We start from the raw sequence: 26849 nt of genomic DNA, 5'->3' as shown, positions 1-26849 counted from the left end.
GCCCGGGTGCGGATTGGAGTAACTTGAGCCGCGTGGAGCACGCGCACGTGATCGACGACGTGGCCGAGGTCCTCGCGACCGAAGATGAGATCGCCGCCCGCGTGGGCGAGCTGGCGGCCAAGATCGAAGCGGACTACGCGGGCCGCGACCTGCTGCTGGTGGGCGTGCTCAACGGCGCGGCCACCGTGACGGTCGATCTGGCCCGGGCACTGCACCGGCACGTGGAGATCACCTGGATGGGCATCTCGTCGTACGGCGCGGGCCAGGGCGGCTCAGGCGCGGTCCGCCTGCGCAAGGACATCGACGTCGAGGTGGCGGGGCGCGAGGTCCTGATCGTCGACGGCGTGATCGACACGGGCCTCACCGCGGCCTGGCTGATGACCAACCTGCGCGCCCGCGGCCCGGCGTCGTTGGAGTTCTGCGGCCTGTTCCGCAAGCCGAGCGCCCAGACGATCCCCATCGACATCCGATATGTCGGTTTCGACGTCCCGACCGGCGTGGTGGTCGGCTACGGCCTGGACTACCAGGGCCGCTACCGCAACCTGCGCTGCTGCGCCCGCCTGGCGCCGCACGTCTACGAGCCGCGGTCAGCACACCTGGTCGGCGACCCCGCACATGCGGTCGGCGATGCGCTGGCCGAATGACCGCATCAGGTCCGGTTCCGGGATCTCGAGCTCGACCACGCCGACCAGATCCTCGACCCGCACGATCGCGGTCATCAACGTGCCCTGGTGGACGACCTTGCCGTCCTGGTCGCGGCTGATGACGTCCTTGCGGACGAGCCGGGCCTCCTCACCGGCGAAGTTCTTGGCCACCACCGTGTAGGTCGTCGTCACCACCGTCGGGCGCTCGTCGGTGCTGGCCTCGCCGCCCGCGTACTCCCACCGTTTGCACGCCGCCGTCACCCGGTCGACGTCGGCCAGAACGTTCTTGGCGACCCCCTTCGGGTAGCGGGCACCCTGGGTGAAGACCGACGGAGCGCCGGCCAGCTCAAGATTCTGGTGCCGGAACCACAGATATGACTTGTACGCGGTGACCTTCAGCGCGTCGTACTCCGGACAGTCATCGGCCCCGAACGCCCACGCCGGGTAGGTGCCCGGACCGTAGCCGTGCTGGTTGGTGACCTGGTAGCCGGTGCCGACGTCCTCCGCGCCGAGCAGGGCCGACACGGGGAACAGCGTCGACCCGTCGACCACGGGAGCCGTGGTCGGCCCGGAGCCGGTCGACGGCGTCGCGGTCGGTGCGGGCGACGGCGGCGCGGCCGGCGTGGGCTGCGAGCTCCGCGGTGCCCACCATGCGATTCCGGCCGTGATGACCAGCACACTGAGGGCGGCGAGCACCGCGGACTGCCGACGGGTGCGCCCGCGCCCCCGCGCCCGGATCGCACCGGGCTCGTCCCAGCGGACGTCGGGCAACTCGTGGTCGAGCCGCCCAGCCAACTCGTCGATGTCAGCCACGGCGTACCTCCGTGAGATTGTCATCAGCCAGAAGCTGCGCCAGCGCGACCCGCCCGCGCGAGAGCCGGGCCTTGACGGTGCCGACGGGAGCGTCGGTCTCTGCCGCGATGTCGGCGATGCTGAGCCCGAGCACGTAGTGCAACGCGAGCGTGGTCCGCATGCTCGCGGGCAGTTGGCGCAGGGCGCCGACGAGCGCAACGGTGTCGGGCGTCGGCCCGTCGACGTCGGGCGGCGCCCCATGGCGGGCGTAGGCGCGGGCCCGGCTCCGCCGCCCCCGCCAGCGGCTGATCGCGATCCGCCCGGCTACGACGCGAACCCAGGATTCAGGGCTGGGATAGCGCCCGACAGACGCCCACCGCTGCCAGGCGCGAACGAACGCCTCCTGCACGACGTCCTGCGCCTCGACGACATCGCCGGTGAGCGCATAGACGTAACCGAGCATCCGCCGCCGGCTACCGCGGTAGAACTCGTCGAAGTCCGCCTCGCGCCCGTCGCCCATCCACCCCTCCGCCACATCCGCTGCGGGATATACGCCCGCGCCGCACGGAAGGTTGCATACGTTTCGAAGAACCTCCGCATCAAGCCGGCTGTGGCGGAACACCAAGGGTCAAGCCCGCGATGCGCCCCGCCTTGGGCGGTCGCAGCCACCAACGCGGGTGCCAGCGCTAAAGGATCGTGACCTGGACGGAGTAGGCGGGGCCGGTGCCTTGGACGACACGGTATCCAATCTGCTGGATTTGGCGGTCGTCAGCGAACAGCGCTACATCGCGGAGCCCGCCGAGGTGAGTCATGTCCAGATTGGGGGAGACCGGCCTGCCCTGCAGCACGTCGGCTATGCCGCCGAGAAAGTTCGTGGCATCACCAGGTGGTCGCGGTGCTGGGGAGTAGATCGTGATGTCAAGTGCGATGTCGTTGGCCACGATCGTCCAATTGGCCTCCGCGATTGCGGCAGCTGCGGCCGCCAAGAGGCTTTCGACGCGCCGACGCTGCGGATGCCGGGCGGCGAAGAGCGAGGTCGCCTCGTTCTTGATCGGTGGCCAGTCCGCCACATCGAACATGATCGTTTTCACCGGGCCGAGAGTCGGTCGGGTGCTTTCGGCCTTCCAGATGGCGCGATCCACCATTCGTGGTGTCACTCGTCGCCCAATTCGTTCGGTCAGAGCCTCCGCCGCGCTTTCCAGAACGCTGCGTGCCTCGGCTGGGGTCACGTCAAGGCCGTGCCTGGCCAGCCACCGCAGGATCATACGATCTGGTTTGATCATCCAGTCGGAACCGCACAACATCCACAGATAGCCGCGACGGATGCCATCCTGGCCATCACCTGGGACGGCGGCAAGGGCTTGGTCGACCTCGTCCCACTGTTGCTTGTTCTCGATCATGATCGTCGCGGCGGCGAGATCCAGAACCTGATGTTTGACGAGTATGTCTGCGTAGCGCAACACCGCGTCAGCCTTCAGGATCCCATTCCTGGTCGAAGTGCGTTGGGCGTTTGTGTCGTGCCGCAGTGCTTCGGTGGTGGGGTATCGCTCGAGAAGCGCGAGCAGTGGAAGCGGGTCGGGTGGTAACGGCTTCGAGGTGTCGACCAGTGGACTGGGATCGCCGTTGCGTTCGGCTACCCGCTGGACCAGCGGCACTACTACCCCGTCGTAGCGGTTGGCGGTTGACCAGATCGCATCGATCACGCAGTACGAGAGGCTTGCCCACCGCTTTCGGCGAGGGGCGAGTTCCATCGCGGCCAAGGCGTCGATCACTGCATCGGACGACATGTCGCGCAGAATGCCTGACGATCACCCGGATTGACATCACCCGTCCGGTCACCGCCCATCGGAGCCGACCGCGGTTCACCCCAACGAGTTCGAAGCCCCTTGTGATTCCTGCCTGATCGCCAACCGCAGCCGTCCGGTGTTGAAATTCATTGGCCGAGATGTTGTCCGTACTTTCGTCGTAGCCCAATGAGTTGAGCACGGACGGGTGTCCTGGCCATCCACTTAAGATTGAGGGGAGGGTCGAGCGACCTGAGAACAGCCTCCTCGAGCCGGCCGAGCGTGTCGGCATCCACGCAGGGCACGGCGACGACTCTCAGGTGATCGTGCATCCAGATCGTGAGCGCGTTCTCATCGATGCGGTCGCGTAGATCGGCGTTGGCCAACACCGAGCCGAGAGTGCGTCTGAAGGTAGAGAACTCGTGGGTTCCACCGAGGTGCATGCCGGCGATACGTGCCCACAGCGTGTTCGCGGACCGCTTGCCGCTGGGCCATCTGGTCGCACCCGCGAGTCCGGCGTAGATAAGCCCTGCTCCGACGGGGTGGTCGAGGCCACGGGACAGGTCGGCAGCGCCGGCCGAATCGACCCACCAGCTGTAGAGCCCGGGAAGCCCCAGCCCCGCGCCCAGCCGGGCCAGGAACTCCCTTGGCGATATGGCAGTTGCTTCCAGCCGCAACTGGTCCGCGAAAGCCGCAACGTCCACATCCGACACAACGACATTGGACGCGTCCGCGGAATCGACGTCGAGATGGGCGTCCTCAGTGTCATACCAGGCGAGTCGCTCGCCGAGGCTCAGCCCTTGAAGCGTGTCGACGAGGCTCGCGCCCTTCGCCGAGAGAGGTTTGGCGATGGCGTCCACATACGCCGCACCGGCATGCACTTCCACGACGCAACCGGCGAGTGGGCCAGCCAACAAGTCGAGCCTTTCAGCCACCCACTGTCCCCAGGCGCCCCGATAGCGTGCCGGGGTGTCCGGCAGGTACCGCTCGTACGGTGCCAACCACTCGTCGGGAGCCACCAAGGCGTGCTCGGCGGACAAGATGAACCAGGGCACGCCACGCCGCTCGGCGTACGCGCGTTCCATTCTGAACAGCGGGGAAATGTACAGGTCGCGGGCAGCGGCCGGCACGTCGAGCTTGGCCTTTACGCAGCCGACCAACAGCAGATCGGCGGCGCCGGCGCGACGACGAGGCTTCGCTGCGATGCCTGTCGTCTCGGTCTTTCGCTCACGCGGTATGCGGCCTGTCGAAACCGGTTCGCCCGTGCGGATAAAGGTGATCGCTTCCCCAAGGACGATGTCGGATGCCGTGTAGCCGGCCGAACGCCAGACGTGGACGTGTCTGCGGTCACCGGACCACCAAGCGCGATGCTTCCCCGCGGACCGAGGCAATCGGCCGACAATTAGCTCTAGCTCAGACCATGTCAGCCGGACGGTCGTCGGCCCCTTGTCGAGGACCTCCCGCAGAGCCTCCCACTGTGCCATGGTGCCAGTCTTCACTACCGAGTTTGGGGATTGAATTCCTCGAACGATCGTCGCACCAGGCACGTCGGCTAACGACTGCTCCTCAACGCTGAGAAATGGGCCTAGCAGCCGCGGGGGAGTCGATGACGCCCCAGCCCTCCTCGACGTGCCCCTCGCGGACGACGCCCTCCTCCCGATTTATCCGCGTAGTCGCAGCCCGCGCGGTGTCGCGCGGAAGCCCGCCGAGGTCAAAGCGTCCCGCAACGGCGAAGCGTAAACCGCCTCGCCGTCGGCGCGTTCAACCGACAGCGCACCCAACGCACCCGTGTGGACAGCGTCGGCAAGCGCCTTGGCCGCCGCCGCCAGCGCCTCCGAATCGTCCGTGAAAGAGAGCAGCGTCCGGCCGCCGCGCTCGACGTAAAGCGTCAGCTCTCCGCCCACCAGCACCACCAGCGCTCCCGCCTTGCGCCCCGCGCGGTGGCCCGTCGGCGGGCCTGGCTGGCCCTCGCCCGTGTCGACCGCCCGGTCCGGCCACGGCAGGGCCGCTCCATACGGATTCGCCGGGTCCGTGGCCGCCAGGACCAGGGCGGACCCGGTGCCGCGGGCGCGGCCGCGACCCGCCGGCTCCTCCACCGCGTCGACCCGGTCGGCGCGGTCCGCGATCGCGCGCAGGCGGTCGACCGCGCCCGGCACCGCGAACTGCGCCGCGCCCAGGCCCTCGACGAAGTAGCCGCGCCGGGCCGCGCCGCGTTCCTCCAGTGCGGCCAGGACCGGATAGACCGCCGCGAAGCCGCCGGCGACGTTTTCGGCCGCTGCCACGCCGCGGGTGACCACCCCGTGCCGCTCCAGCAGCACGTCGGCCAGGGCCGCGGCCCGCTTGGTCGGGTCAGTGTCGCGCGCCGGCAGGCGTGACCAGCGGCCCGCCACCGTCGGCGGGCCCGTGCGGCTCGGCATCGTCGGGCGACCGGGCCGGCGGTAACGCGTGCGTGGCGTGCTCGGGCGCGAGCGGTGCGCGCCGCCGCCGCTCAGGACCGCGCGCAGCGGCGCCAGCGTGTCGTTGGTCAGGTGGCCCGCCCAGGCCAGGTCCCAGACCGCGCCGACCAGCTCCGCGTCGTCCGTGGAACCCACGCGGTCGGCCAGGGTGCGGAAGAACAGCGCCTGGCCGTCGGCGAGCGCGTCGAGCACCGCCGTGTGCAGCGGTGTCAGCGCCAGCGCTTCGTCGGGGATCGGGAGCAGCAGCGGCGCCGAGTCGGCGTAGGCCAGGGTGACCCAGCCGTCGCCGCCCGAGATGGCGCCGCCGCCGGCCCAAACCACCTCGCCGCTCGCGCACAGCTCGTCGAGGTAGCCCGGCTGGTAGTCGGCCACCCGCGCCGGCAGCACCAGGCGCTCCAACGCGGACGCCGGCACCGCCAGGCCCTGTAGCTGCTCGATCGCGGCCTCGACCGCCTCGACGCCGCGGGCCGACGAGCCGACCTGCTGCCACCGGGGCAGGAACGTCGCCAGCACCCGCGGCGGCACCGGCTCGATCTCGCGGCGCAGCGCGGCCAGCGACCGGCGGCGCAGCATCCGCAGAACCTCGGCGTCGCACCACTCGTTGCCGGCGCCACCAGGGGAGAACTCGCCGGAGACCACCCGGCCCGTCGCTGCCAGGCGGCGCAGCGACTGCTCCACCACGTAGACGCCGAGCCCGAAGCGGGCCGCGCAGGTGGTCGCCGCGAACGGGCCGTGCGTGCGGGCGTAGCGGGCCACCAGGTCGCCGAGTGGGTCCCCGACCGGCGCCAGGTGTGCCTCGGCCACCCCGACCGGCAACGCCACGCCGAGCGCGTCGCGCATCCGGCCCGCGTCCTCGACGCCGATGAAGCGTTCTTCGCCGGCGATCCGGACCAGCAGGGCACGCCGGGCAGCGACCAGTTCCTCGGCCCAGGCGATGGAAGCGCCCCGCTGCGCCAGGTCGGACGGGGACAGGTCGCCCAGCAGCCGGAGCAGCTCGGCCACGTCTTCCGCGTCGCGCGGCGCTCGCTCCGGGGTCAGCCATTGCAGCTGGCGCTCGGTCTCGGCGACCACGGCCGGCTCCAGCAGCTCGCGCAGGTCGACCCGGCCGAGCAACTCGCCGAGCAGCGCCGAGTCGAGTGCGAGCGCGGCCGCCCGGCGCTCGGCCAACGGCGCGTCGCCCTCGTAGAGGAACGCGCCCACATAGCCGAACAGCAGCGACCGGGCGAACGGCGACGGCCGCGGGGTCTCGACCTCGACCAGGCGCACCTTGCGGGCCGCCAGGTCGCGCATGAGCCCGGTCAGGCCCGGCACGTCGAACACGTCCTGCAGGCACTCGCGGGCGGCTTCGAGCGTGATCGGGAAGTCGCCGTATTCGCGCGCCACGTCGAGCAGCTGGGCCGAGCGCTGCCGCTGCTGCCAGAGTGGCTGCCGGCGGCGCGGGTCGCGGCGCGGCAGCAGCAACGCCCGGGCGGCGCACTCGCGGAACCGGGCCGCGAACAGCGCCGACCCGCCGACCGCCTCCTCGACGATCTGGGTGATCTCGTCGGCGTCGAAGGCGACGATGTCGGCGCCGGGCGGCTCGTCGGCCGTGTCGGGCAGCCGCACCACGATGCCGTCGTCGGACGGCATCACCTGCGCGTCGACGCCGTAGCGCTCGGCCAGGCGCTGCCCGACCGCGAGCGCCCACGGCCCGTTGACCCGGGCGCCGAGGACACAGTGGACGGCCATTCGCCAGTCGCCCAGCTCGTCGCGGAACCGCTCGACGACCACGGTGCGGTCGTCGGGCAGCGAGCGGGTCGCCTCGCGCTGCTCGCGCAGGTAGGCCATCAGATTGCCGGCGGCCCAATCGTCGAGGCCGCCGGATTTCAAGGCCCCGACGGCGACCTCGTCTTCCTGCTTGACCAGGGTGCGCAGCCGGGCGCCGATGGCCCGGCCCAGCTCGACCGGCCGGCCGATCTGGTCGCCCTTCCAGAACGGCATGCGGGCCGGCTGCCCCGGCGCCGGCGACACCAGAACCCGGTCGGGCGTGATGTCCTCGATGCGCCACGACGTCGACCCGAGCAGGAAGACGTCGCCGACCCGGGACTCGTAGACCATCTCCTCGTCGAGCTCGCCGACCCGGGCGGCGCGCTCGGCACCGGCGAGGAACACGCCGAACAGGCCCCGGTCGGGGATCGTGCCACCGCTGGTCACCGCCAGCCGCTGGGCGCCCGGCCGACCGGTGAGCTGGTCGGTCGCCCGGTCCCAGACCAGCCGCGGGCGCAGCTCGGCGAACGCGGTCGACGGGTAGCGCCCCGAGAGCATGTCGAGCACCGCGTGCAGGGCGGAGTCGGGCAGCTCGGCGAACGGCGCCGCCCGGCGGACCAGCACCGACAGGTCGCCGACCGACCACGGGTCGAGCGCCACCATCGCGACGACCTGTTGCGCGAGCACGTCGAGCGGATTGCGCGGGTAGCGCAGCTCCTCGATCGCACCCTCGCCCATCCGCTCGGCGACCACCGCGCAGGAGACCAGGTCACCGCGGTGCTTGGGGAAGACCACACCACGGGACACCGCGCCCACCTGGTGGCCGGCCCGGCCGACCCGCTGCAGGCCGGCGGCCACCGACGGCGGCGCCTCGATCTGGATCACCAGGTCGACGGCGCCCATGTCGATGCCCAGCTCCAGGCTGGAGGTGGCGACGACGGCCGGCAGCACGCCGGACTTCAGCGCCTCCTCGGTGTTCTTCCGCTCCTCGCGGGAGACGCTGCCGTGGTGGGCGCGGGCGATCACCGGCGCGGCCCCGGCGGCCGCACCGGACTGCGCCATGATCTCGGCCGGCAGCCGCGCCGACCCACCGGCGGCGATCTCCTCGACCGCCTCCTCGGCGAGCTCGTTGAGCCGCGCGCAGAGCCGCTCGGCGCTGCGTCTGGAGTTGGTGAACACGATCGTGGACCGGTGCCGGGTGATCAGGTCGTAGACCCGCTCCTCGACCGCCGGCCAGATCGACACCCGCCGGGGCGTGCCCAACTCGTCGCCGCCGCCGGGCTCCTCTACCTCGTCGAGCCGGGTCATGTCCTCGACCGGCACCTGGACGCTGACCTCGATCGTCTTCGGCGTCGCCGGCCGCACGACGTCGACCGGCTGCGCGCCGCCGAGAAATTGCGCGACCTCCTGCACGGGCCGCACGGTCGCGGACAGCCCGATGCGCTGGGCAGGCTTGGGCAGAAGCTCGTCGAGCCGCTCGAGGGAAAGCGCCAGGTGCGCACCGCGCTTGGTGGCGGCGACCGCGTGCACCTCGTCGATGATCACGGTCTCGACCCCCCGCAGCGAGTCGCGCGCCGCCGAGGTGAGCAGCAGAAACAGCGACTCCGGGGTGGTGATCAGGATGTCGGGCGGCGTGCGGGCGAACGCGCGCCGCTCGTCAGCGGGCGTGTCGCCGGTGCGCATGCCGACGGTGACGTCGGGCGGCGGCAGCCCGAGCCGCCCGGCCGCGTGCCGGATGCCGGTCAGCGGCGCGCGCAGGTTGCGCTCGACGTCGACGGCCAGCGCCTTGAGGGGGCTGACGTAGAGCACCCGGCACCGCTGCTTGCGGTCGGCCGGCAGCGGCTCGCGGGCCAGCCGGTCGAGCGACCAGAGGAAGGCCGCGAGCGTCTTGCCGGACCCGGTGGGCGCCACGACCAGGGCGTTGCGCCCGGCACCCACCGCCTTCCAGGCACCAGCCTGGGCATCGGTGGGCGCAGCGAAGGCGGCGGCGAACCACTCCCTGGTCGCCGGCGAAAACTGCTCCATCACGTCCACGAGCCAATCGTGCCCGAGGGGTGTGACAGTTCCTAAGGGATGATCTTCAAACCGGTCAAACAGCCGATCAAAGGCATCTTTTCCCGGGTCCGCCATGGTCCGGACCGACGCTCCCGCCGGACACCGCTCCGCTTCGCTCCGCTGCCAGGTCCGCGCTGCCTCGCCCTCGAAAATCGGATGCCGCGCAAGCAGCATTGGTTGAAGCGTGCGCAGCACGCAAGGGTCAGGCGGGTGGGCGGAGGCGGGTGCGGAGGGCGGTCGAGGCCGCGGGCCAGTCTTCGGCGAGCATCGCGTACTGGACCGTGTCGCGCCACGTGCCGTTCGGGCGGATGCGGTGGTGGCGGAGCAGGGCCTCGCGGGCCGCGCCCAACCGGGCGATCGCCGCCTGTGAGCGGTCGTTGCGGATGTCCGTGTGCCAGACCACCCGTTCCGCGCCCAGCGTCTCGAATGCCCGGGTGAGCAGCATCAGCTTGGCCTCCGTGTTGACGCCTGTGCGCCAGGCCGCGCGGCCCAGGAACGTGTGGCCGATCGCGAGCGAGCGCCGGTCCGGCTCCACCTCGTAGTACGACGTCGTGCCCAGCACCTCACCCGTGACGGCCGAGCGCTGCACCCACGGCACCCGCTCCCCGCGGTGCCACGCGGCCAGCGCGTCCGACACGATCGCCGCCATCCCCTCGCGGTCCCGCGGCTGCGCCACCGACAGGTGCGACCAGACCGACGGGTCCGCGGTGGCCTTCAGCAGCTCGTCCACATGCGACAGATCCAGCGGCTCGAGCACGACGTGCGACCCGGCCATCGGCGCGGGGTCCAGCCACGGCGACACGGCAGGACGCAGGTAGGACGGCAACGCCACCGCGACGCCCGCGTCCGGCTCCGGAACCCCGGCGGTCATCCGCAGCGGCACGACACCGGCCCAGTAGGGCAGCCCCAGGTCGTGCGATTCCTCCGACACGCCACCGGTCCGTCGCCGGGCCGAGACCTCCCGCAGCGGCAGCGCCAGCACCGACGTCTCGGCGAGCTCCTTCTTCGACGGCGGCCGGGTCTCCGAGGCGCGCCCGGCGCCGATCTTCTCGACCAGCGCGGTCATCGCCGCCCGCTTCTCCGTCTCGTCGGTGACCAGCGTCGCCACCCCGTGCGCGACCACCGAGCGGTAGTTGGCGCTGTGGTGGAACTGCGACCGCGCCAGGACCAGCCCGTCGAGCAGCGTGACGGTGACGCACACCCGCAGCCCGTCGCCGCGCGCACCGAGCAGCGGCCGCCCGCCGCTGGAGCCGTGCACGAACAGCGTGTCGCCGACCCGCACGTGCAGCGTCGGCAGGACCCGCGGCTCGCCGTCGACCACGAACGCCAGCGCGCAGTGATAGGCCTCGTCGAGCACGGAATGCACGATCTCCGTGTCGTACGCCATCCGGTCGCGGAGCCGTGTGGCGACGGTGCGTTCGGTCGGCGCGTACATATTGCCTCCCCGGCTTTTGTTCTAGTACATTCCTAGAACTGTGACAGCACATTATCAGATCGTCGGCGCCACGGCGGCGGAGATTTCGGCGAGCATCGAGGACGGCGTGCGCACGGGCGCGCTCGCCCCCGGCACCCCGCTGCCGCCGGTCCGCGGCCTGGCCGACGGCCTTGGTGTCAGCGCCGGCACGGTCGCCAAGGCCTACCAGGCGCTGCGCACCCGCGGGGTGATCGAGACCGCCGGCCGCAACGGCACCCGGGTCCGCCCACGCCCGCCGGTCACCGGCGGCCGCGCCGCGCTCGTGGTGCCACCCCCGACGGGCACGCTGGACCTGCTCACCGGCGAGCCCGACCTGCGCCTGCTGCCCCACCTCGGCCGGCAGATCGAAGACCTGGCCGGCACCGACCCGGTCGGCTACAGCCACGGCGGCGTGCTGCCCGAGCTTGCCGAGGCCGCCGCCGCACGCTTCGCGCAGGACGGCGTCGACGCCACGCACCTGACCCTGACCAGCGGCGCCCTCGGCGGCATCGACCGCCTGCTGGCCGCCCACCTGCGCCCCGGCGACAAGGTGGCCGTCGAGGACCCGGGCTGGGCCGCCGTGATCGACCTGGTCGCCGCGCTCGGCCTGGAGGTCGTCGGCGTGCCGGTCGACGACCAGGGCCCGACGCCCGCCGGCACCGAACTGGCGCTCGCGGCCGGCGCCCGCGCGTTCATCGTGACCAGCCGGGCGCACAACCCGACCGGCGCGGCGATCGGCCGGCGCCGCGCCGCCGACCTCCGCCGGGTGCTCGCCGACCACCCCGAGGTGCTGCTGATCGAGGACGACCACTCGGCCGAGCTGTCCACCGTGCCCCTGCACACCCTGGCCAAGGCGACCCGGAGCTGGGCGTTCCTGCGCTCGGTGAGCAAGCCCTACGGCCCTGACCTGCGGCTGGCCGTGCTGGCGGGCGACGCCGCCACGATCGCCCGGGTCGCCGGCCGCATGCGGGTCGGTTCGGGCTGGGTCTCGACGCTGCTGCAACGGGTGGTCGCGGGGCTGTGGGCGGACCCGGCGGTGGCCGAGCAGGTGGCGACGGCGCGGGAGAGCTACGAGCGCCGGCGTGCCGCGCTGCGGGCCGCGCTCGACGCGCACGGCGTGGCCAGCCAGGGTCGCACGGGCATCAACGTGTGGGTGCCGGTCGGCGACGAGACCTCGGTGGTCACCGCGCTGCGCGACGCCGGTTACGCGGTCGCGCCGGGGTCGCTCTACCGGGTGGGCGCACCCGCCGGCATCCGGATCACGATCAGCCGCCTCGACGAGGACGGGATCGAGCCGCTGGCCGCCGCGGTGGCCCGGGCCGTCCGCGGCGCACCGCCGCGGTCGTTCAGCGCCTGAGAAGCGACCCCGGCGGCGTACGCCCGCGAAGAAGGGGTAGAAAGTCCCAATGGCGCCGACGGAACCACCACCCGGGGCAGAACGGTTCATCCCCGACGACGCACGCAGTCTCGATGACCTGAGGCGGGCCGCGCCGGGCTGCCGGGGCTGCGAGCTCTACGAGGACGCGACCCAGGTGGTGTTCGGCCGCGGTGCCGCCGACGCGCGGATCGTGATGGTCGGCGAGCAGCCCGGCGACATCGAGGACACCCACGGGTTGCCGTTCGTCGGCCCGGCCGGTCGCGTGCTGCGCCGGGCGGTCGACGCGGCCGGCATCGACCCGGCGGTCCTCTACATCACGAACGCGGTCAAGCATTTCCGCTTCGTCCGAAGAGGACAGCGCCGGATCCACCAGACCCCGGAACAGCAGCACATCACGGCCTGCCGGCCGTGGCTGGTCTCGGAGTTCGCGCTGCTGCGCCCCGAGGTGGTCGTCGTGCTCGGCGCCACGGCGGCCAAGGCGCTGCTCGGCCCGTCGTTCCGGGTCACCCGCCAGCGCGGTCAGGTGCTGTCGTGGCCGGGCGCGGCGCAGCACCCCGACGATTTCCGGGTCGCACCGGTCGAGGGCGGCGTCGAGGTGCCGCCGGCCAAGCTGGTCGCCACGATCCACCCGTCGGCCGTGCTCCGCGCCGACGACCAGGACATCGCGTTCAACGGCCTGGTCGACGACCTCAAAGTGGTGGCGTCGCTGGTGCGGTGAGGGCCTTGCGGAGCAGGGTCGCGAGCTCGTCCCGCTCCTCGGCGCTGAGGTTGGACAGCGCCGACCGGGCGAACTCGAAGGACTCCTCGAACTCCGCATAGAGGCCGTCGCCGACGATGGTCCGGATGATCTGCCTCGACCGGCGGTCGTGGGGGTGGGTCTGCCGCTGGACGAGATTTCGTGTCTCGAGCCTGGCGATGATCTGGGTGATGTTCGACGCGTCGCATCCCAACTCGTCGGCCAGCTCGCCCATGCCCCGAGGCCGCGTCAGCCGACCGAGCACGCACGCCTGGGCGGCGGTCAGCCCGTGTTTCACCGCAGCCGTTTCGTAGGCACGGTCATAGGCGTCGACGAAGTCGAACATGGCCCGCTCGGTCTCGGTCGACGCGGTGACGGGCCCGGACGGCACAGCCATGGGATCAAATCTACCAACTGCTTGATCCGCTCAAGCATTGATGCGAGCATAATGCTTGAGTCAATCAAGCATCTGCGAGGAGTGGCCATGCCCCAGGACGTGCTCGTGACCGGCGCCCGCGGAAAGACCGGCCGCGAAGTGGTCCGCCAGCTGCACGACCTGACCGTCCGCGCCGGATCGTCCAAACCGGACGCCGCACCGAGCCGCAACGTGCGTCCGGTGGCGTTCGACTGGCACGACCCGGCAACGTGGCCGGCAGCGATCCACGGCGCGGACGCGGTCTACCTGATGCGTCCGGACCTTCCGGACGCCCCGCGGCTCGTCGCCGGCCTGGTCGACCTCAACCCGGAGGCCCACGTCGTGCTGCTGTCCGAGCAGGGAGCGGCCGGGCTCACCCCGGACCACTGGGTGCGCCAGGTCGAAGCCGCGGTCACCGACCGGGCCGCCACCTGGACCCTGCTCCGGCCCTCGTGGTTTCACCAGGTGCTGACCGATCCCCGGTTCTACCGCGACAGCATCCGCGACGACCGGGTCCTCGGGCTGCCCTCCGGCGGCGCGCCCATCGCCTGGGTCGACGCACGGGACATCGCCGCCGTCGCGGTGGCCGCACTGCGCGCGCCCGCCGACCATCAAGGCCAGGCCTACACGCTCACCGGACCCGGCGCGCTGACGGTCGAGGCCGTCGCGGCGGCACTTTCCGCCCGCCTCCCGCAGCCGGTGCGCGCCGACGACCCACCTCGGCAGCAGGCCCTGAACGGCCTTGACCCGTGGACCGCGGACCTCCTCGACGACATCTACGACCGCGTCGAGCGAGGCGAGTTCGGCGAGCTCTCGAACGACGTCGAGAAGGTCACCGGCAGGCAGCCCATCGCTGTGGCGGAGTTCATCGACACGCACCTTGGGCATTGGGTGCGTCGATGAGAGATCGACCCAGGGCGTACGCGCCGAGCAGGTCATCACCCGCATAGGCCACCGCCGCCAGAGAAGCCAGGTGCTCGTCGGCGTTGACCGCCACGGTGAGCGCGCCCAGATACGCGAACAGCGGAGCGTCCGAAAGGGAGTCTCCATAGGCGACACACCGCGACCGCGGCAGCCCGTGCCGGACCAACAGCGAGTCGACGATCCGCACCTTGTCCGCCGGCGTGAGAATGCCCGCGGGGTCGACGGGCGTGGCGAACGGCGGCACGGGGAAACGCGACGCGATCACCTCGTCGACGCCCTCGTCGAGCAGCAGCCGGGCGAAGAAGTCCGGCGACAACGTGATCACGGCCGACCGCTCGCCCCGCGCGCGGATGTCGGCACACACCTCGCGGATCCCCGACAACCACGGGCTGCCGGCATAGACCGTGGCCACGATGTCGAGCGTCAGCGACCGCCAGAGCGCTCGCACGCCCCGCGCGAACCCGACCGTGTCGATCCGACCCGCCGCGAACGCCGCCTCCAGCCCGGCCACCTGCGCGACGGTGCCGGTCGCCGCGGCGATCTGCAGGCTCGCGGACGAGCCGCGCAGCAGCGTTCCGTCCATGTCGAACACGTGCAGGACGGTCATGACAGCAGCTCGCGGGCCGCGGCCAGGAAACGGTCCTCGGCCGCCGCGGCGCCGGGATCCGCGTCGCGCATCGTCGGGAAGTCGTGCAGGAGGCCGGGCTCGCGCCAGTGCCGCACGGGTACGCCGGCGTCGCCCAACCGGGCCGCGTACGCCTCGCCCTCGTCGCGCAGCGGATCGTGCTCGGCGGTGACGATCAGCGCCGGCGGCTGCGCGTGCACGTCGGCGACCAGCAGGTTGACCGCGGCCGACGACCGCACCGCGGCGTCGGGCAGCCACCAGCCGATCCACCGGCGCAGCACGCCCGGGTCCAGGAACGGGTTGTCCGCCTCTGACCGCACGCTCGGTGAGCTCAGCGTCGGGTCGGCGTTCGGGCAGATCAGCAACTGCGCCACCAGGCCCGGCACCCGCAGGGCGGCCAGCGCCGCGATCATGCCGCCGGACGAGTCGCCGGCGACCGCGAGCGGCGCGCCCGTGCCGGCCAGCGAGGTGAGCACGGCCTCCGCGTCGTCCACGGCCGCCGGCCACGGATGCTCCGGAGCCCGCCGGTAGTCGACCGCCACCACGCTCGCGCCGGTCGCGTGGGCGAGCCGCCGCACCTGCGCGTCATGGGTGTCCAGGTCGCCGACCACGAAGCCGCCGCCGTGGAAGAACACGGTGATGGGCGTCGCACCCGACTGGTAAGCCCGCACCGGCACGCCGGCGATCCGGCTGTCCTCGGTGGCCATCGGCGGACCGGGCGTACGCGCGGCCGCCCGCGCCAGCGCACCGGCGCGCAGTGCCGCGACCTCGTCCACCGAACCCACGATAGGTCAGCCGGGGGTGAGGTTGTCCGCCACTTCGCGATCGAGCTCGAACAGCGCGCGCTCCGCGACCGCGCCCAACTGGCTGTCGCCGACCCCGGCCGCCGAGACCTCCAGCACGGCGACGGCACCGCCGGCGGGCTCGTCCTCGACCACCAGCGAGGCCAGCCAGACTCCGTCGCGCCAGGTGGCGGCGAGCCCGGGCGCCATGGCGGCGCGTACCCGGTGCAAACGCTCGGGCAGCCACCCGGGCGACCGCGCCGGATCCGTCGCGGTGTTGTAGACGACCTCAGGCTCGGCCGACATGCCGCGTTCCCGCCTGACTCCCACGACAAGCACCCTACCGCCGTATCGCGGGCGAAACGGTCAGGTCGCCTCGGCCGCCACCTCGCCGCTGCGCCGCAGGTGCTGCCATTTGAGCAGGCCGCCGGTCAGCGCGGTCGCCGCGGCGTGCACCAGCACCAGGTACATCACCTGGCGGTAGACGAGCTGCTGGAGCGGCAGCGCCCAGAGCGGGCGCAGGGGCTCCCGGTCGAGGCGGAACGCGAGGATCGCGGTCACCACCTGGATCACCAGCACCGCGAGCCAGGCGATCAGCGCCTCGACGCGGTCCAGGAAGAACAGGCCGTACACGGCGAGGATGTCGAGCACCGGGGCGAGCAGCGGGAGGGCGATGGAGAACAGCGCGATGAACGGCAGGCCGCGCCGCCCGAACCGGCCCGAGGGGCCCTGCTCGACGAGCGCGCGGCGGTGCCGCCACATCGCCTGCATCGTGCCGTAGCTCCACCGGTAGCGCTGCCGCCAGAGCTGGCCGAGCGTGTTGGGCGCCTCGGTGCGCGCCACCGCGGACTCTTCGTAGACCACGCGCCAGCCGGCCCGGTGGATCGCCATCGTCAGGTCGGTGTCCTCGGCGAGGGTGGCCCGGCTGAGCCCGCCCGCGTCGCGGATCGCCTGCCGGCGGAAGCCGCCGAGCGCGCCGGGAATCGTCGGCATGCAATGCAGCGTGTCGTAGAGGCGCCGGTCCAGGTTGAAGCCGATCACGTACTCGATGTGCTGCCAGGTCCCGATGATCCGGCGCTTGTTGCCGACCTTGACGTTGCCGGCGACCGCGCCCACCCGCGGGTCCGCGAACGGCTGCACGAGCTTGTGGATCGCGTCCGGCGTGACCACGGTGTCGGCGTCGACCATCACCAGCAGGTCGTGCGCCGCCAGCGCGACGCCGGCGTTGAGCGCGGCCGCCTTGCCGCCGCCGGGCACCCGCGCCACCCGGACGTTGGGCAGGCCGAGGCTCTCCACCTCTTCCGCGGTGCCGTCGTCGGACTCGTCGTCGACGACCAGCACCTCGATGCCGGGATGGGTGCCGGTGGCCAGGCTGCGCACGGCCGCGGCGATAGTCTTCCGCTCGTTGTAGGCGGGCACGATGACCGTGACCGGCTCGTCGACCGAAGGACCCCACGACCAGGTGCGGGCGCGCCGCCGGCGGGCATGTCGCACGGCGAAACCGAACAGCACGAGGGTACGGGCGAGCGTCAGCACGCCGACCAGCAGCAGGAGCGCCCAGAGCAGCCGCCCCGTGCCGTCGGCCACCTTGACGGCCCACACCAGCAGCCCGCCGCGGACCTTGTCACCGGCGCCGGCCTTCCCGGGCGCGAGGCCGGGCGTGCTGGCACCGAACGCGCCCTCGACCGTGGTGAACCGGTAGCCCCGCTCGCGCATCATCGGGATGAACCGGTCGAGGGCGGCGACGGTCTGCGAGCGTTCGCCGCCGGCGTCGTGCAGCAGCACCACCGCGCCCCGGCCGTCCTCCGGCGTCGAGCTGCGCACGATCGCGTCGACGCCCGGGCGTGCCCAGTCCCGGCTGTCGGTGTCGTCGAAGACCGAGACCAGGTCCTCCGCGCCGGCCGCCCGGACGACCGACCAGTGCTCGTCGTCGAGCGAGTCGACCCCGCTGGAGTACGGCAGCCGCACCAGCGGAGTCGTGATGCCGGCCGCGTACGCGATCGCCGACCGGGTCTGGCTCAGCTCGAGCCGTTGCCGCCAGCCGGGAAGCCCCGCGAGGTCGGGGTGGGTGAACGTGTGCGCGCCGACCTCGTGCCCCTCGCGGACCATCCGCTCGACGAACTCCGGGTGCCGGCTGGTCTGCGAGCCGATCACGAAGAACGTGGCCGGCACGCCGTGCTTGTGCAGGACGTCGAGCACCTTCGGCGTCCACTGTGGATCGGGGCCGTCGTCGAAGGTGAGCACGATCGTGCGGTCCGGGATGCGATGGCTGGCCGCCTTGCCGCCGCGGGCGTCGACCACCGGGCCACCCTCGCGGACGGCGACGGGCACCGTGTCGCGCGGGCCGGGCTCGCCCTCGTTGTCGGGCGCGAACCGGGAGTTGGCGTACGCGCCGATGGCCAGCAGGTTCGCCAGCACCAGCGTGCCGATCCCGGCCAGGATCCAGCGGCGCCCGGAGAACCGGGGCCGCCTGGGCTCGGGCAGCACGATGTGTTGGGTGTCGCCGATCCGCTGGCCCTCGCGCCAGGTGCCCATCAGCCGGCCTCGACCACCTGGCTCAGCCAGAGCAGGGCCAACAGGACGAGCACGAGCGCGCAGACGGCGTACACGATCCAGCGCAGTCGCCGACCGCGGCGGCCGCTGCGGTCGACGAAGATGGCCTGGGTCAGGTCCGGCAGCGCGATCTTCCGGGTGGCGACGTCAGGCATGTCGGCCCGGCCGCGCGCGGCGCTGCTCCCGCTCGGTCGCGGAGCGTCCAAACGGATCAGGTCGGTGGTTCGCGCCCGACCCACGAATCGATTGCCCATGGCAAAAGCGTAGGAATCCCGCACCGACCCTGCATGATCAACAAGGCTTATGTCCGCATCCTGCGGCGGATCAGGTGGCGAGCGCCTCCGCGACCGCGCGGTCGAGTCCGAGCGCGGCACCCTGCCGGCCCGCCCGGTCGTAGGTGATGTTGCCCAGCTTGCGGCGCAGCGATTCGGCGTCCGGGCCGTCGTCGGGCCACGGCAGCACGTACGCGGCCAGCCAGGTCGCACCCGACGGCGTCTGCAGTGCCTCGGCCGCGGCGGTCAGCCGGACCGCCCGCTCCGGCTCGCCCTGCCGGGCGTCGAGGTCGCCGAGCGCGGCGATGAACAGCGGAGCGCTGTTGGTGTCGCCCTTCCCGTACGCCGCCGACAGCCCGTCGGCCAGGTAGTCGTGCGCCTCGGTGAAGTCACCGCGGGCCATCGAGTTGAGCGCGAGGCTGTAGAGCGCGACCGAGGTGCCCAGCGAGGCTTCGACCTGCTGCGCCGCGACCAGCGCCGCGTGGAACTCGTCGTCGGCGCTGTCGTGGTCGTCCTCGAGAAGCGCGATCGTGCCGAGCTGGCTGTGGTGGATGCTCGCCTGCCAGTCGTCGCCGATCTGCGCCGAGAGTCGGCTCGCCTCCTCGATCAGCGGGCGGGCGCGGTCGAAGTCGTGCTGGACGACCGCGAGGTGGCCGAGCGGTCCGGCGGCCCGCGCGATGCCCTCCATGTCGCCGACCTCGCGCAGGATCAGCAGTGCCCGTTCCAGCCGCGGCCCGCCGCGGGCGAGGTCGCCGCTGGCCAGCGACATCGTGCCGGCCGACAGCAGCGCCCGGCCGTAACCGCGGCGGGTCAGGTACTCGCTCATCTCGAAGATCCGGGTGAGGTAGCGCAGCGCCTCGTCGATGTGGCCGTGCAGCCACCAGAAGACCCAGATCGCCTCGGCGAGCCGCAGCGCGGACTCCGGGTCGTGGTGGTCGAGGAACCAGCCCATCGCCGAGGTCAGGTTGTCGTGCTCGGTCTCCAGCCGGTCCAGCAGCCCGGTCTCGGCGAGCCGGTTGAGGACGCGCTCGACGGACACCGCGAGATTCAGGTAGTGCGCCGCGTGCGACTGGTGCGCCGACTCCCAGTCGGGCCCGTCGCGAAGCTGGTCGAGGGCGAACTCGCGGATGCTGTCGAGCATCCGGAACCGCGGCTCGGCGGCGGGCTTGCTCACCTGCCGCACGAGGCTGCTCTGCACGAGCCCGTCCAGGGAGTCCACGACGTCGTCGACCCAGCTCGGCAGGTCGTCGCCGGCCAGGCCGGTCGCGTCGGCACCGATCGCTTCCGCGGCGTCGAGGGTGAACCCTCCGGTGAACACGGCGAGCCGGCGGAAGAGCCGGCGCTCGCTGAAGCTGAGCAGGTCATAGCTCCAGCCGACGGTGTCGCGCAGCGTGCGCTGCCGGTCCGGCAGGTCGCGCGCGCCGCCGGTGAGCAGCTCGAGCGGGCGACCCATCCGCTGCAGGATGGCCGCCGGCGGCAGCACCCGGACCTTCGCGGCCGCCAGCTCGATCGCCAGCGGCAGCCCTTCCAGCCGGCGGCAGATCTCCACGACGGCCGGCAGGTTGTCCTCGTTGAGGGTGAACGAGCCCGACGCCGCCCGGGCCCGGTCGACGAACAGCCGCACCGCGCCGTAGTGGCCGACCGCGTCGAGCGTGATGTCCCGGTCGGGCGTCGCGAGGGGCTCCAGGGCGAACGCGTGCTCGCCGCTGATCCGGACGGGGGAGCGGCTGGTCACCAGGGCGGTCACGCCCGCCGCGCCGGCGAGGATGTCGGCGAGCACCGGCGCCGCCTCGATCACATGCTCGAAGTTGTCGACCACGAGCAACATCTGTCGGGTACGCAGGAACGCCACGATGTCGGCCAGCGGGCGCCAGGTGCTGGAGGTGCGCAGCCCGAGGGCCCGGGCGACCGCGTCGACCACGAGGTCGGGCGTGTTGACGGTGGACAGCTCGACGTAGCCGACCCCGTCCGGGAACACCGGGCGCAGCCGCTCGGCCAGGTCGGTGGCCAGCCGGGTCTTGCCGACCCCGCCCGGCCCGGTCAGTGTGACGAGCCGCACGTCCTCGTCGGTGAGCAGCTCGGTCAGGGCGGCGGTCTCCAGGTCGCGGTCGAACATCTGGGTGCGCGCGACCGGGATCGCCGCCGGCGGCGCGGTCTCCGGCCCGACGCCGCTCTCCTGGAACCGCTCGGTGAGCAGCACGGCGATGTCGTGCTCGACCAGCCGGCGCAGCTCACGGGCGTCGGTGAAGCGGCGGAACGAGACGTCGGCACTGGACTCGATGTCCTCGATCAGCGCGGCCAGCCTCGGGTCGCGGCGGGGTGCGGGCGTCTTCACGTAGATCAGCCGCGGCATGTCCGCGGCCAGGCGGTACTCATCCTCGATCCCCGAGACCGACGCGCCCGGCTCGATCCAGCCGTAGTCCTCGCCGTACACGCCGACGAAGACGTGGCTCTGCGCGATGGACGAACGGTAGACGTCGCGCGGCGCGTGCGGTCTGGCCCCTTGCTCGAACATCACCGGTGCGAGGTGGAGCCGGAGGACGGCCTCACTCACGGCCGCCCGCTCGGTCGCGAGCTCGTCGAGCGTGGAGCTGACGAAGACCCGCAGTCGCTGATCCGGAGCCAAGGGGTATCACTCCCTATTGGGGCATTTAACATGAAACAGCCTAGCCCCGAGACGCCCGGATGCGGAGATCACAGCGCCCTCCGGTGTGAGTCGGGCGACACCCGCCGCTCCGCGGCTGACGAAGGAGCCAGGGAAATTCGGACAAGTGGGCAGCATCGACCGGTGTCCTCCCGATCGTAAAATTGCCGCGCACTGCAAGCCCGGCCATACGAGAGGACGACATGGCTGTTGCTCTGCACGAGGTGTTCGGCATCAGCAAGACCGTGCGTCCATTGTCCTATGTCGACCGCGGAGCACTCGACGACCGGCTGCGGATGCTGCTCGCACGGGAACGCCATGTCGTGATCCACGGCGACTCGAAGCAGGGCAAGTCCTGGTTGCGCTCGCACGTGCTGGGCGAGGACAGGTCCATCGTCGTGCAGTGCCGGCTCGACACCACCCCCGAGACCGCGCTGGTCGAGGCGCTGGGCGTGCTCGGCATCCATGCGGAGCTGAAGCGCACCGCCGGCAACGCGCTGGAAGGCACGCTGGAGATCAGCAGCACCGCCAACGTGAGCGCCGGGCTGCTCGGCAAGCTGGGGCTCGGCGCCAAGGCGACCGCGAAGAAGGCGAAGTCGGGCCAGGTCGAGACGCAGCCGGTCGGGCGCGCGCCGGCGAACCTGTCCTGGATAGCGGAGGCCCTCGTCGCATCCGAGCGGCGGCTGGTGCTCGAGGACTTCCACTACGTATCCGAGGACAGCCGCAAGTCCTTCGCCTTCATCCTCAAGGCACTGGTCGACCTCGGCGTCTACGCGATCATCATCGGCATCTGGCCGCAGGACAACGTCCTGCCCTACTACAACGGCGACCTCGACGGCCGGGTCGAGGACATCCACCTGACGTGGCATGAGGACGAGCTCACGGATGTCCTCGTGCGGGGCACCGACGCCATGCGCATATCGATGAGTCCGCACCTGCGCCGCAAGCTCGTCGAGGACGCGTACGCCAACGTGGGGCTCCTGCAGAGGCTGACCGAGAAGCTCTGCTTCGAGGAGGGGATGCTGCAACAGCAGTCCAGGCAGGCCTATCTCACCGTCGGAGAGTCCCTGACCCGGGCCCGGGCGGCGGTCGCGGCCGACATGCGTCCGCGCTACGAGGGCTTCGCCGAGAACTTCGTCCTCGGGATGCGCCGGCTCACCGAAGGCCTGGAGGTCTACCGGCACCTGCTCCAGGAACTGACGCTCAGCTCCGACGCGGACCTGCTGGACGGCATCTCGGCGAAGGACCTGCACGACCGGATCACCGCGATCGGCGAGTCGAAGATAACGAGGACTTCGCTCCTGCGGGCGCTCGCGCGCATCGACCGGCTCCAGGCCAAGATGGAGATCAAGCCGATCGTGCTCACGTACAACAGCCACAGCCAGCGGGTCTTCGTCGTCGACCGGTCGTTCCTGTTCTTCCGAAAGTACGGCGACCCGCGGTGGCCCTGGAGCGGCCAGGATTTCGACGCGAGCAACGATCTCGCACAGACCGATCCGCTCGACCTGAACTAGGTTGAGCCTATGGCGCCGAGCCCGAGTCGACACCGGCCCCCGCCCAGGGTGAGCCCGTTCGTCGGTCGGCGGGACGACCTCGACCGGGCGCTGCGCGTAATCCGGCGCAACCTGGACAGTCGCGCCGAGGGCGCCGCCATCCTCGTGCACGGGCCACCCGGCATCGGCAAGACCTCGTTCGCGGTGGAGGTCGCCGAGCAAGCCGCACAGGTCGGCGACATCCCGGTCGTCCTGTACGCCAACCTCGAAGAGGCGCGGGCCACCCCGCAAGGGATGCACGACGCGCTGACCGGCTTCCTGCTCGCCCTCGGCGTGCGGCCCGACGTCGTGCCGGAGTCGATCGGCCAGGGCGCCGCGCTGCTGCGCAGCCTCCTACACGAGCAACCAGCCGTGGTCGTGCTCGACGACGTTCCGGGCGACCTGGACGACAATCCACTGGCGCCGGGTGGCTCGCCGGGCAGCGTCCTGATCATGGCGAGTCGGAGCCGGCCGCGGCTGGTGTCCAGCATGCGTGTCATCGAGCTTTCCGGGCTCGCACCTGACGCGGCGGCGGAAATGTTCACCTCGGTGTCGCTGGGGTCTGTCGATCGGGACACGCTGCTGCGACTGGCCAAGAGCGTGCTCGGCAACCCGCTCGCGATCCGGCTGGCCGGCCTGCACGTAAGGCAGGATCTGGGATCGCTGCCAGACCTGCTCGACGCGGTCGCCCGGCAACGGGGGCCCGCGGCGGAAGCCGTCCTCGACCGGACTCTGGCGCGCCTCGATGACCGCACCGCCCGCGCATTCGGCCAGTTGTCGGTGCTCGGCGGGCCGGACTTCGGGCTGCCGGTGGCCGAAGCGGTGCTCGACCAACCGGGCCAGCGGGTGCGGTCAGTGCTCGACCGTCTGGCCACGCTCGGTCTGCTGGGGCAGCGGGGTGACGGGCGTTACGCCTACGACCATGCCGTCATCCACGAGCGCGCGGTCGCCGCGGGCGACGACGTGGACCAGCGCGTGGCGCGGACCCGAGCGATCGAGTTCTACGCCAACGAGGTGGGTGCGCGGGACGGCGCCCGCCCCGAGAGCGATCCCTGGTTCGAGGTCGAGTCCCGCAACCTGCTGTGGGCGGTGGCCACGGCCGCCGAGGCGGAGATGTTCCGGGCCGTCATCCGCCTCGCCGTCGGGATGTCCGGCCACCTCCGGGCGCGCGGACGCCTCGGCGATCTGCGGGTGGTCCTGGAGCACGCGCTCGTCGCGGGTCGGACGATCGGCGACGAGGCAGCCGTCGCCGACACACTCAGCGAACTCGGTCATCTCTATGCCGACGAACGCGACTACGGCGACGCCCTCGGCGTCTGGACCGAGGCCCTGAATCTCGCCCGCAGCAGGGGCGACCGGCTCGACGAGGCCAACCGGTTGCTGTTGCTCGGTCAGCTGCAGAGCATGCGCGGCGAAGAAGAGGAGGCCATCGGTTCGGTCGAGGAGGCGTTGAGCATCGGCCGGACCCTCGACGACAAGGCCTTAACCGCGGAGGCCTTCGCCGTGCTCGGGCAGATCTACGCCCGCTCGGGTGCGTACGGCGATGCGATCCCGCTGTTCGAGCACGCCCTCACGCTCTTCCGCGAGCTGGGCGAAGCGGCCGGAAGCCCGGTGATGATCGAGCTGGCCAACGTGTACACCGAGGTCGGGCGGTTGGACGAGGCGTCGCCGCTCTACGAGGAGTCCCTCGCCATCCTGCGCTCCCGCGGCGAGCCAGCGAGCGAGGCCCTTGTGCTCGCCCGCCTCGGTGCGCTGTACGACCTGAGAAACGAACACGAGCGCGCGATCAATTACCTCGAACGGAGCCGCTCGATCTTCACGGCGCTGGGTAGCCGGCCGGATCTGGCCCAGGTTCTCCAGACGATCGGATCGGTGGAGATGAACCGTGGGGAGGTCCACAGGGCCCTGGCGGCGTACAACTCGAGCCTTTCGATCGCGACGGACATCGATCTTCCTGAGCTGGTCTGCCGGGTGTCGGTCGACCTCGCGGAGGTCTACGCCGGCCGTGGCGCCTGGTCGGACGCCGTCGACGCGTACCGGCGCGGGATCGCGGCCGGGGTCCGGATCGGCAATCACCACGCCGTCGCGTACGCCAAGATCGGCCTCGGCCTCGTGCTCATCGAGTCGGGCGAGCTCGACAGCGCTGTCGTCGAACTGTCGGACAGCGTGGCGACACTGCGGGAGTTCCAGGAGTACGAGGCGCTGGCGGACGCGTTCCACGCGTTGGGCTCGGCGCTCCTGCTGCGCGGCGCCCTCGGAGAGGCCGAGGCCGCGTTCGAGCAGAGCGCCGCGGTGGGCCGCGACCTCGACGATCCCGCGATCCAGGCGAACGCGCTGATGGGTCTGGCGGCGGTGCTCGGGGCGCAGGGGCAGTGGTACGAGGTGCCGCGCGTCTTCGACGCGGTCACCGGACTGGTCGGGGCGAACGCGGACGCGTATCTCGCCATGGGTGACGTCTACGCCTCGCACGACCGGGCCACCGAAGCCCGGTCGTACTACCGGCAGGCCCTGTCCCGTGCCGCGGACCTCGGCGACGCCGACGCTCGCGCGGCGGCGCGCGAGCGGATCTCGTCGCTGTCCGGGCCCGGCACGTCGGCGGATCAAGGCGGGTCGATCGGGCGGTAAGGAAGAACAGTCGACCGGTGCCTTACGGCATCGCCGCCGAGTCGTTAACCTGCCAGGCATGGACGTGACGGCCGTGCAGCGGCACACCCTGCGGCTGCTGTTCGGCACACAGGTCCTGGCCGGCATCGGCACCACGATCGGCATCGCGGTCGGTGCGCTGCTGGCAGCCCGGATCGGCGGCACGGCCGTCTCCGGCGTGGCGTCCAGCATGATGGTCGTTGGCGCGGCGGCGCTGGCCATTCCGATCAGCAAGATCATGACTGGGTACGGGCGACGCAGCGGTCTGGTGGCCGCGTACGCCGTCGGTCTGGTCGGCTCGGTCCTGGTCGTGCTGGCCACGGCCCTCGACAGCCTGCCGCTGCTGCTGATCGGCTTCGCCGGCTTCGGCGGCGGGTCGGCGGCGAACCTGCAGGCCCGCTACGCCGCGATCGACCTGGCGACACCGGAGCGCCGGGCCCGCCAACTGGCGGTGATCGTCTGGGCGACCACCCTCGGCGCGGTAGCCGCGCCGAACCTGACCTCGCTGGCCGACGAGGCCGGCACCGGCCTCGGCCTGCCGGCGCTGGGCGGCCCGTTCGCGGCGAGCGCGGTGGCCTTCACGATCGCCGCGGTGGTGCTGTTCACGTTCCTGCGCCCCGACCCGCTGCTCACGGCACGCGCCCTGGCACCGGCACAGGGCAACCCGCGACCAACGACCTTGCGCGACGGCTTCCGCGCGGTCTTCGGCAACGCGACGGCACGACTGGGTGTGGCCTCGGTCGCGGTGGGCCACCTGGTGATGGTCGGCGTGATGTCGATGACACCGGTACACATCGACCTGCAATCGGGCCACGGCGACGCCGATGTGTTGCGGATCGTGGGTGTGGTGCTCAGCGTGCACATCGTCGGGATGTACGCGTTCTCACCGCTGGTCGGCTGGCTGGCGGACCGCGTGGGCCGCCGGGCGGTCATCCTCGGCGGTGCTGCGGTCCTGGCAGCGGCGTGCGCGGTGGCGGGCACATCGGGCCATTCGACCCCATGGCTGACGGTAGGCCTGTTCCTGCTGGGCCTGGGCTGGTCCGCGACGATGGTGGCGGGTTCGACGCTGCTGTCGGAGTCGGTGACGGTAGAGGTCAGGGCCGCGGCCCAGGGCCTGTCGGACACCGTGATGGGCGCGGCGGGAGCGGCAGCGGGCGCCCTGAGCGGTGTGGTGGTGGAACTGGCCGGTTATCCAGTCCTGACGCTGCTGGCGGCTACTGCGGTGGTCCCACTTGTCGCGCTAGCGTTACGGCCGTTGCCCACCGGGCCGGCACCTTCTTCCTCCGGCCCGGTCGGGCAATCCCCCACGGACGCGGCGGACCCGATCCCAGACCTGGGCCCGGTCTCAAACCGCTGACCGGCTGACCAGCCGCGAACAAGCCCACCACTCACAAAGCCGGCCCCTTGAGAGGGGC

At 71.7% G+C, this 26849-nt stretch carries 20 protein-coding genes; 7 read left to right on the top strand and 13 right to left on the bottom strand.

What is annotated here, in order from left to right:
* Nucleotides 1-32: 32 nt before the first annotated feature.
* Entirely contained in the window at nucleotides 33-644 is a 612-nt protein-coding gene (gene hpt / locus Air01nite_RS30105) for a hypoxanthine phosphoribosyltransferase (protein WP_239091062.1), read from the top strand.
* On the opposite strand, the gene Air01nite_RS30100 is transcribed toward hpt, so the two are convergent.
* The 6 genes from Air01nite_RS30100 to Air01nite_RS30075 form a co-directional block, all read right to left on the bottom strand.
* On the bottom strand, nucleotides 588-1457 hold the full coding sequence (locus Air01nite_RS30100; protein ID WP_203706724.1) for a hypothetical protein: 870 nt from the start codon (nucleotides 1455-1457) through the stop codon (nucleotides 588-590). The two genes, hpt and Air01nite_RS30100, sit on opposite strands and share 57 nt — an antisense overlap.
* Nucleotides 1450-1956 (bottom strand): SigE family RNA polymerase sigma factor, encoded by a 507-nt coding sequence (locus Air01nite_RS30095; protein WP_203706723.1) that lies wholly within the window; start codon nucleotides 1954-1956, stop codon nucleotides 1450-1452. Before Air01nite_RS30095 ends, Air01nite_RS30100 begins: the two co-directional genes overlap by 8 nt.
* 166 nt (nucleotides 1957-2122) lie before the next feature.
* Entirely contained in the window at nucleotides 2123-3223 is a 1101-nt protein-coding gene (locus Air01nite_RS30090) for a DUF8548 family protein (RefSeq protein ID WP_203706722.1), read from the bottom strand.
* Nucleotides 3224-3369: 146 nt separating this feature from the next.
* Nucleotides 3370-4704: a DUF6884 domain-containing protein gene (locus Air01nite_RS30085; protein WP_203706721.1), complete on the bottom strand. Its 1335-nt coding sequence runs from the start codon at nucleotides 4702-4704 to the stop codon at nucleotides 3370-3372.
* 177 nt (nucleotides 4705-4881) lie between these two features.
* Nucleotides 4882-9447, bottom strand: coding sequence for an ATP-dependent helicase (locus tag Air01nite_RS30080; protein ID WP_239091064.1), 4566 nt, complete (start codon nucleotides 9445-9447; stop codon nucleotides 4882-4884).
* Between the two features lie 232 nt (nucleotides 9448-9679).
* Nucleotides 9680-10912 carry a bifunctional pyridoxamine 5'-phosphate oxidase family protein/GNAT family N-acetyltransferase gene (locus Air01nite_RS30075; RefSeq protein ID WP_203706719.1) on the bottom strand — a complete coding sequence of 411 codons (1233 nt, stop codon included), beginning with the start codon at nucleotides 10910-10912 and terminating at the stop codon, nucleotides 9680-9682.
* Between the two features lie 40 nt (nucleotides 10913-10952).
* Here Air01nite_RS30075 and Air01nite_RS30070 point away from each other — a divergent pair, with 40 nt between their 5' ends.
* Nucleotides 10953-12287, top strand: a complete 1335-nt coding sequence (locus tag Air01nite_RS30070; RefSeq protein WP_203706718.1) for an aminotransferase class I/II-fold pyridoxal phosphate-dependent enzyme — start codon at nucleotides 10953-10955, stop codon at nucleotides 12285-12287.
* 49 nt (nucleotides 12288-12336) lie between these two features.
* Nucleotides 12337-13026 carry a UdgX family uracil-DNA binding protein gene (locus Air01nite_RS30065; RefSeq protein WP_203706717.1) on the top strand — a complete coding sequence of 230 codons (690 nt, stop codon included), beginning with the start codon at nucleotides 12337-12339 and terminating at the stop codon, nucleotides 13024-13026.
* On the opposite strand, the gene Air01nite_RS30060 is transcribed toward Air01nite_RS30065, so the two are convergent.
* On the bottom strand, nucleotides 12998-13441 hold the full coding sequence (locus Air01nite_RS30060; protein ID WP_203706716.1) for a MarR family winged helix-turn-helix transcriptional regulator: 444 nt from the start codon (nucleotides 13439-13441) through the stop codon (nucleotides 12998-13000). The two genes, Air01nite_RS30065 and Air01nite_RS30060, sit on opposite strands and share 29 nt — an antisense overlap.
* 87 nt (nucleotides 13442-13528) lie before the next feature.
* On the opposite strand from Air01nite_RS30060, the gene Air01nite_RS30055 reads away from it, so the two are divergent.
* The gene (locus tag Air01nite_RS30055) at nucleotides 13529-14362 is read left to right on the top strand and encodes an NAD(P)H-binding protein (RefSeq protein WP_203706715.1); all 834 of its coding nucleotides are present in this window, start codon (nucleotides 13529-13531) and stop codon (nucleotides 14360-14362) included.
* Here the strand turns inward: Air01nite_RS30055 and Air01nite_RS30050 are convergent.
* The 6 genes from Air01nite_RS30050 to Air01nite_RS30025 form a co-directional block, all read right to left on the bottom strand.
* Nucleotides 14325-14990, bottom strand: coding sequence for an HAD family hydrolase (locus tag Air01nite_RS30050; RefSeq protein ID WP_203706714.1), 666 nt, complete (start codon nucleotides 14988-14990; stop codon nucleotides 14325-14327). The genes Air01nite_RS30055 and Air01nite_RS30050 overlap by 38 nt on opposite strands.
* Nucleotides 14987-15784: an alpha/beta hydrolase gene (locus tag Air01nite_RS30045; protein WP_203706713.1), complete on the bottom strand. Its 798-nt coding sequence runs from the start codon at nucleotides 15782-15784 to the stop codon at nucleotides 14987-14989. Before Air01nite_RS30045 ends, Air01nite_RS30050 begins: the two co-directional genes overlap by 4 nt.
* 15 nt (nucleotides 15785-15799) lie before the next feature.
* The gene (locus tag Air01nite_RS30040) at nucleotides 15800-16120 is read right to left on the bottom strand and encodes a hypothetical protein (RefSeq protein ID WP_239091061.1); all 321 of its coding nucleotides are present in this window, start codon (nucleotides 16118-16120) and stop codon (nucleotides 15800-15802) included.
* 36 nt (nucleotides 16121-16156) lie between these two features.
* Nucleotides 16157-18325 carry a bifunctional polysaccharide deacetylase/glycosyltransferase family 2 protein gene (locus tag Air01nite_RS30035; RefSeq protein WP_203706712.1) on the bottom strand — a complete coding sequence of 723 codons (2169 nt, stop codon included), beginning with the start codon at nucleotides 18323-18325 and terminating at the stop codon, nucleotides 16157-16159.
* On the bottom strand, nucleotides 18325-18597 hold the full coding sequence (locus Air01nite_RS30030) for a hypothetical protein (protein ID WP_203706711.1): 273 nt from the start codon (nucleotides 18595-18597) through the stop codon (nucleotides 18325-18327). Before Air01nite_RS30030 ends, Air01nite_RS30035 begins: the two co-directional genes overlap by 1 nt.
* 70 nt (nucleotides 18598-18667) lie before the next feature.
* Nucleotides 18668-21241, bottom strand: a complete 2574-nt coding sequence (locus Air01nite_RS30025; RefSeq protein WP_203706710.1) for an ATP-binding protein — start codon at nucleotides 21239-21241, stop codon at nucleotides 18668-18670.
* A gap of 221 nt (nucleotides 21242-21462) precedes the next feature.
* On the opposite strand from Air01nite_RS30025, the gene Air01nite_RS30020 reads away from it, so the two are divergent.
* From Air01nite_RS30020 to Air01nite_RS30010, 3 genes are read left to right on the top strand one after another with little or no spacing between them, the layout of a single operon-like run.
* Nucleotides 21463-22773 carry a hypothetical protein gene (locus Air01nite_RS30020; protein WP_203706709.1) on the top strand — a complete coding sequence of 437 codons (1311 nt, stop codon included), beginning with the start codon at nucleotides 21463-21465 and terminating at the stop codon, nucleotides 22771-22773.
* A 48-nt stretch (nucleotides 22774-22821) separates the two neighbouring features.
* The gene (locus tag Air01nite_RS30015) at nucleotides 22822-25416 is read left to right on the top strand and encodes a tetratricopeptide repeat protein (RefSeq protein WP_203706708.1); all 2595 of its coding nucleotides are present in this window, start codon (nucleotides 22822-22824) and stop codon (nucleotides 25414-25416) included.
* Nucleotides 25417-25474: 58 nt separating this feature from the next.
* Entirely contained in the window at nucleotides 25475-26791 is a 1317-nt protein-coding gene (locus Air01nite_RS30010; protein WP_203706707.1) for an MFS transporter, read from the top strand.
* Nucleotides 26792-26849 lie beyond the last annotated feature (58 nt).

It is taken from the genome of Asanoa iriomotensis (assembly GCF_016862515.1).
GTDB classification, from domain to species: domain Bacteria; phylum Actinomycetota; class Actinomycetes; order Mycobacteriales; family Micromonosporaceae; genus Asanoa; species Asanoa iriomotensis.
The sequence above is the reverse complement of the archived record's forward strand: the minus strand, read 5'-3'. Positions and strand labels throughout refer to the sequence as shown.

Excerpts from the sequence above, each read along its gene's own strand:
- Air01nite_RS30095 (WP_203706723.1), bottom strand. The coding sequence starts at position 1,956 with ATGGGCGACGGGCGCGAGGCGGACTTCGACGAGTTCTACCGCGGTAGC.
- Air01nite_RS30090 (WP_203706722.1), bottom strand. The coding sequence starts at position 3,223 with ATGTCGTCCGATGCAGTGATCGACGCCTTGGCCGCGATGGAACTCGCC.
- Air01nite_RS30085 (WP_203706721.1), bottom strand. The coding sequence starts at position 4,704 with ATGGCACAGTGGGAGGCTCTGCGGGAGGTCCTCGACAAGGGGCCGACG.
- Air01nite_RS30080 (WP_239091064.1), bottom strand. The coding sequence starts at position 9,447 with ATGGAGCAGTTTTCGCCGGCGACCAGGGAGTGGTTCGCCGCCGCCTTC.
- Air01nite_RS30075 (WP_203706719.1), bottom strand. The coding sequence starts at position 10,912 with ATGTACGCGCCGACCGAACGCACCGTCGCCACACGGCTCCGCGACCGG.
- Air01nite_RS30065 (WP_203706717.1), top strand. The coding sequence starts at position 12,337 with ATGGCGCCGACGGAACCACCACCCGGGGCAGAACGGTTCATCCCCGAC.
- Air01nite_RS30060 (WP_203706716.1), bottom strand. The coding sequence starts at position 13,441 with ATGGCTGTGCCGTCCGGGCCCGTCACCGCGTCGACCGAGACCGAGCGG.
- Air01nite_RS30055 (WP_203706715.1), top strand. The coding sequence starts at position 13,529 with ATGCCCCAGGACGTGCTCGTGACCGGCGCCCGCGGAAAGACCGGCCGC.
- Air01nite_RS30050 (WP_203706714.1), bottom strand. The coding sequence starts at position 14,990 with ATGACCGTCCTGCACGTGTTCGACATGGACGGAACGCTGCTGCGCGGC.
- Air01nite_RS30035 (WP_203706712.1), bottom strand. The coding sequence starts at position 18,325 with ATGGGCACCTGGCGCGAGGGCCAGCGGATCGGCGACACCCAACACATC.
- Air01nite_RS30030 (WP_203706711.1), bottom strand. The coding sequence starts at position 18,597 with ATGGGCAATCGATTCGTGGGTCGGGCGCGAACCACCGACCTGATCCGT.
- Air01nite_RS30020 (WP_203706709.1), top strand. The coding sequence starts at position 21,463 with ATGGCTGTTGCTCTGCACGAGGTGTTCGGCATCAGCAAGACCGTGCGT.
- Air01nite_RS30010 (WP_203706707.1), top strand. The coding sequence starts at position 25,475 with ATGGACGTGACGGCCGTGCAGCGGCACACCCTGCGGCTGCTGTTCGGC.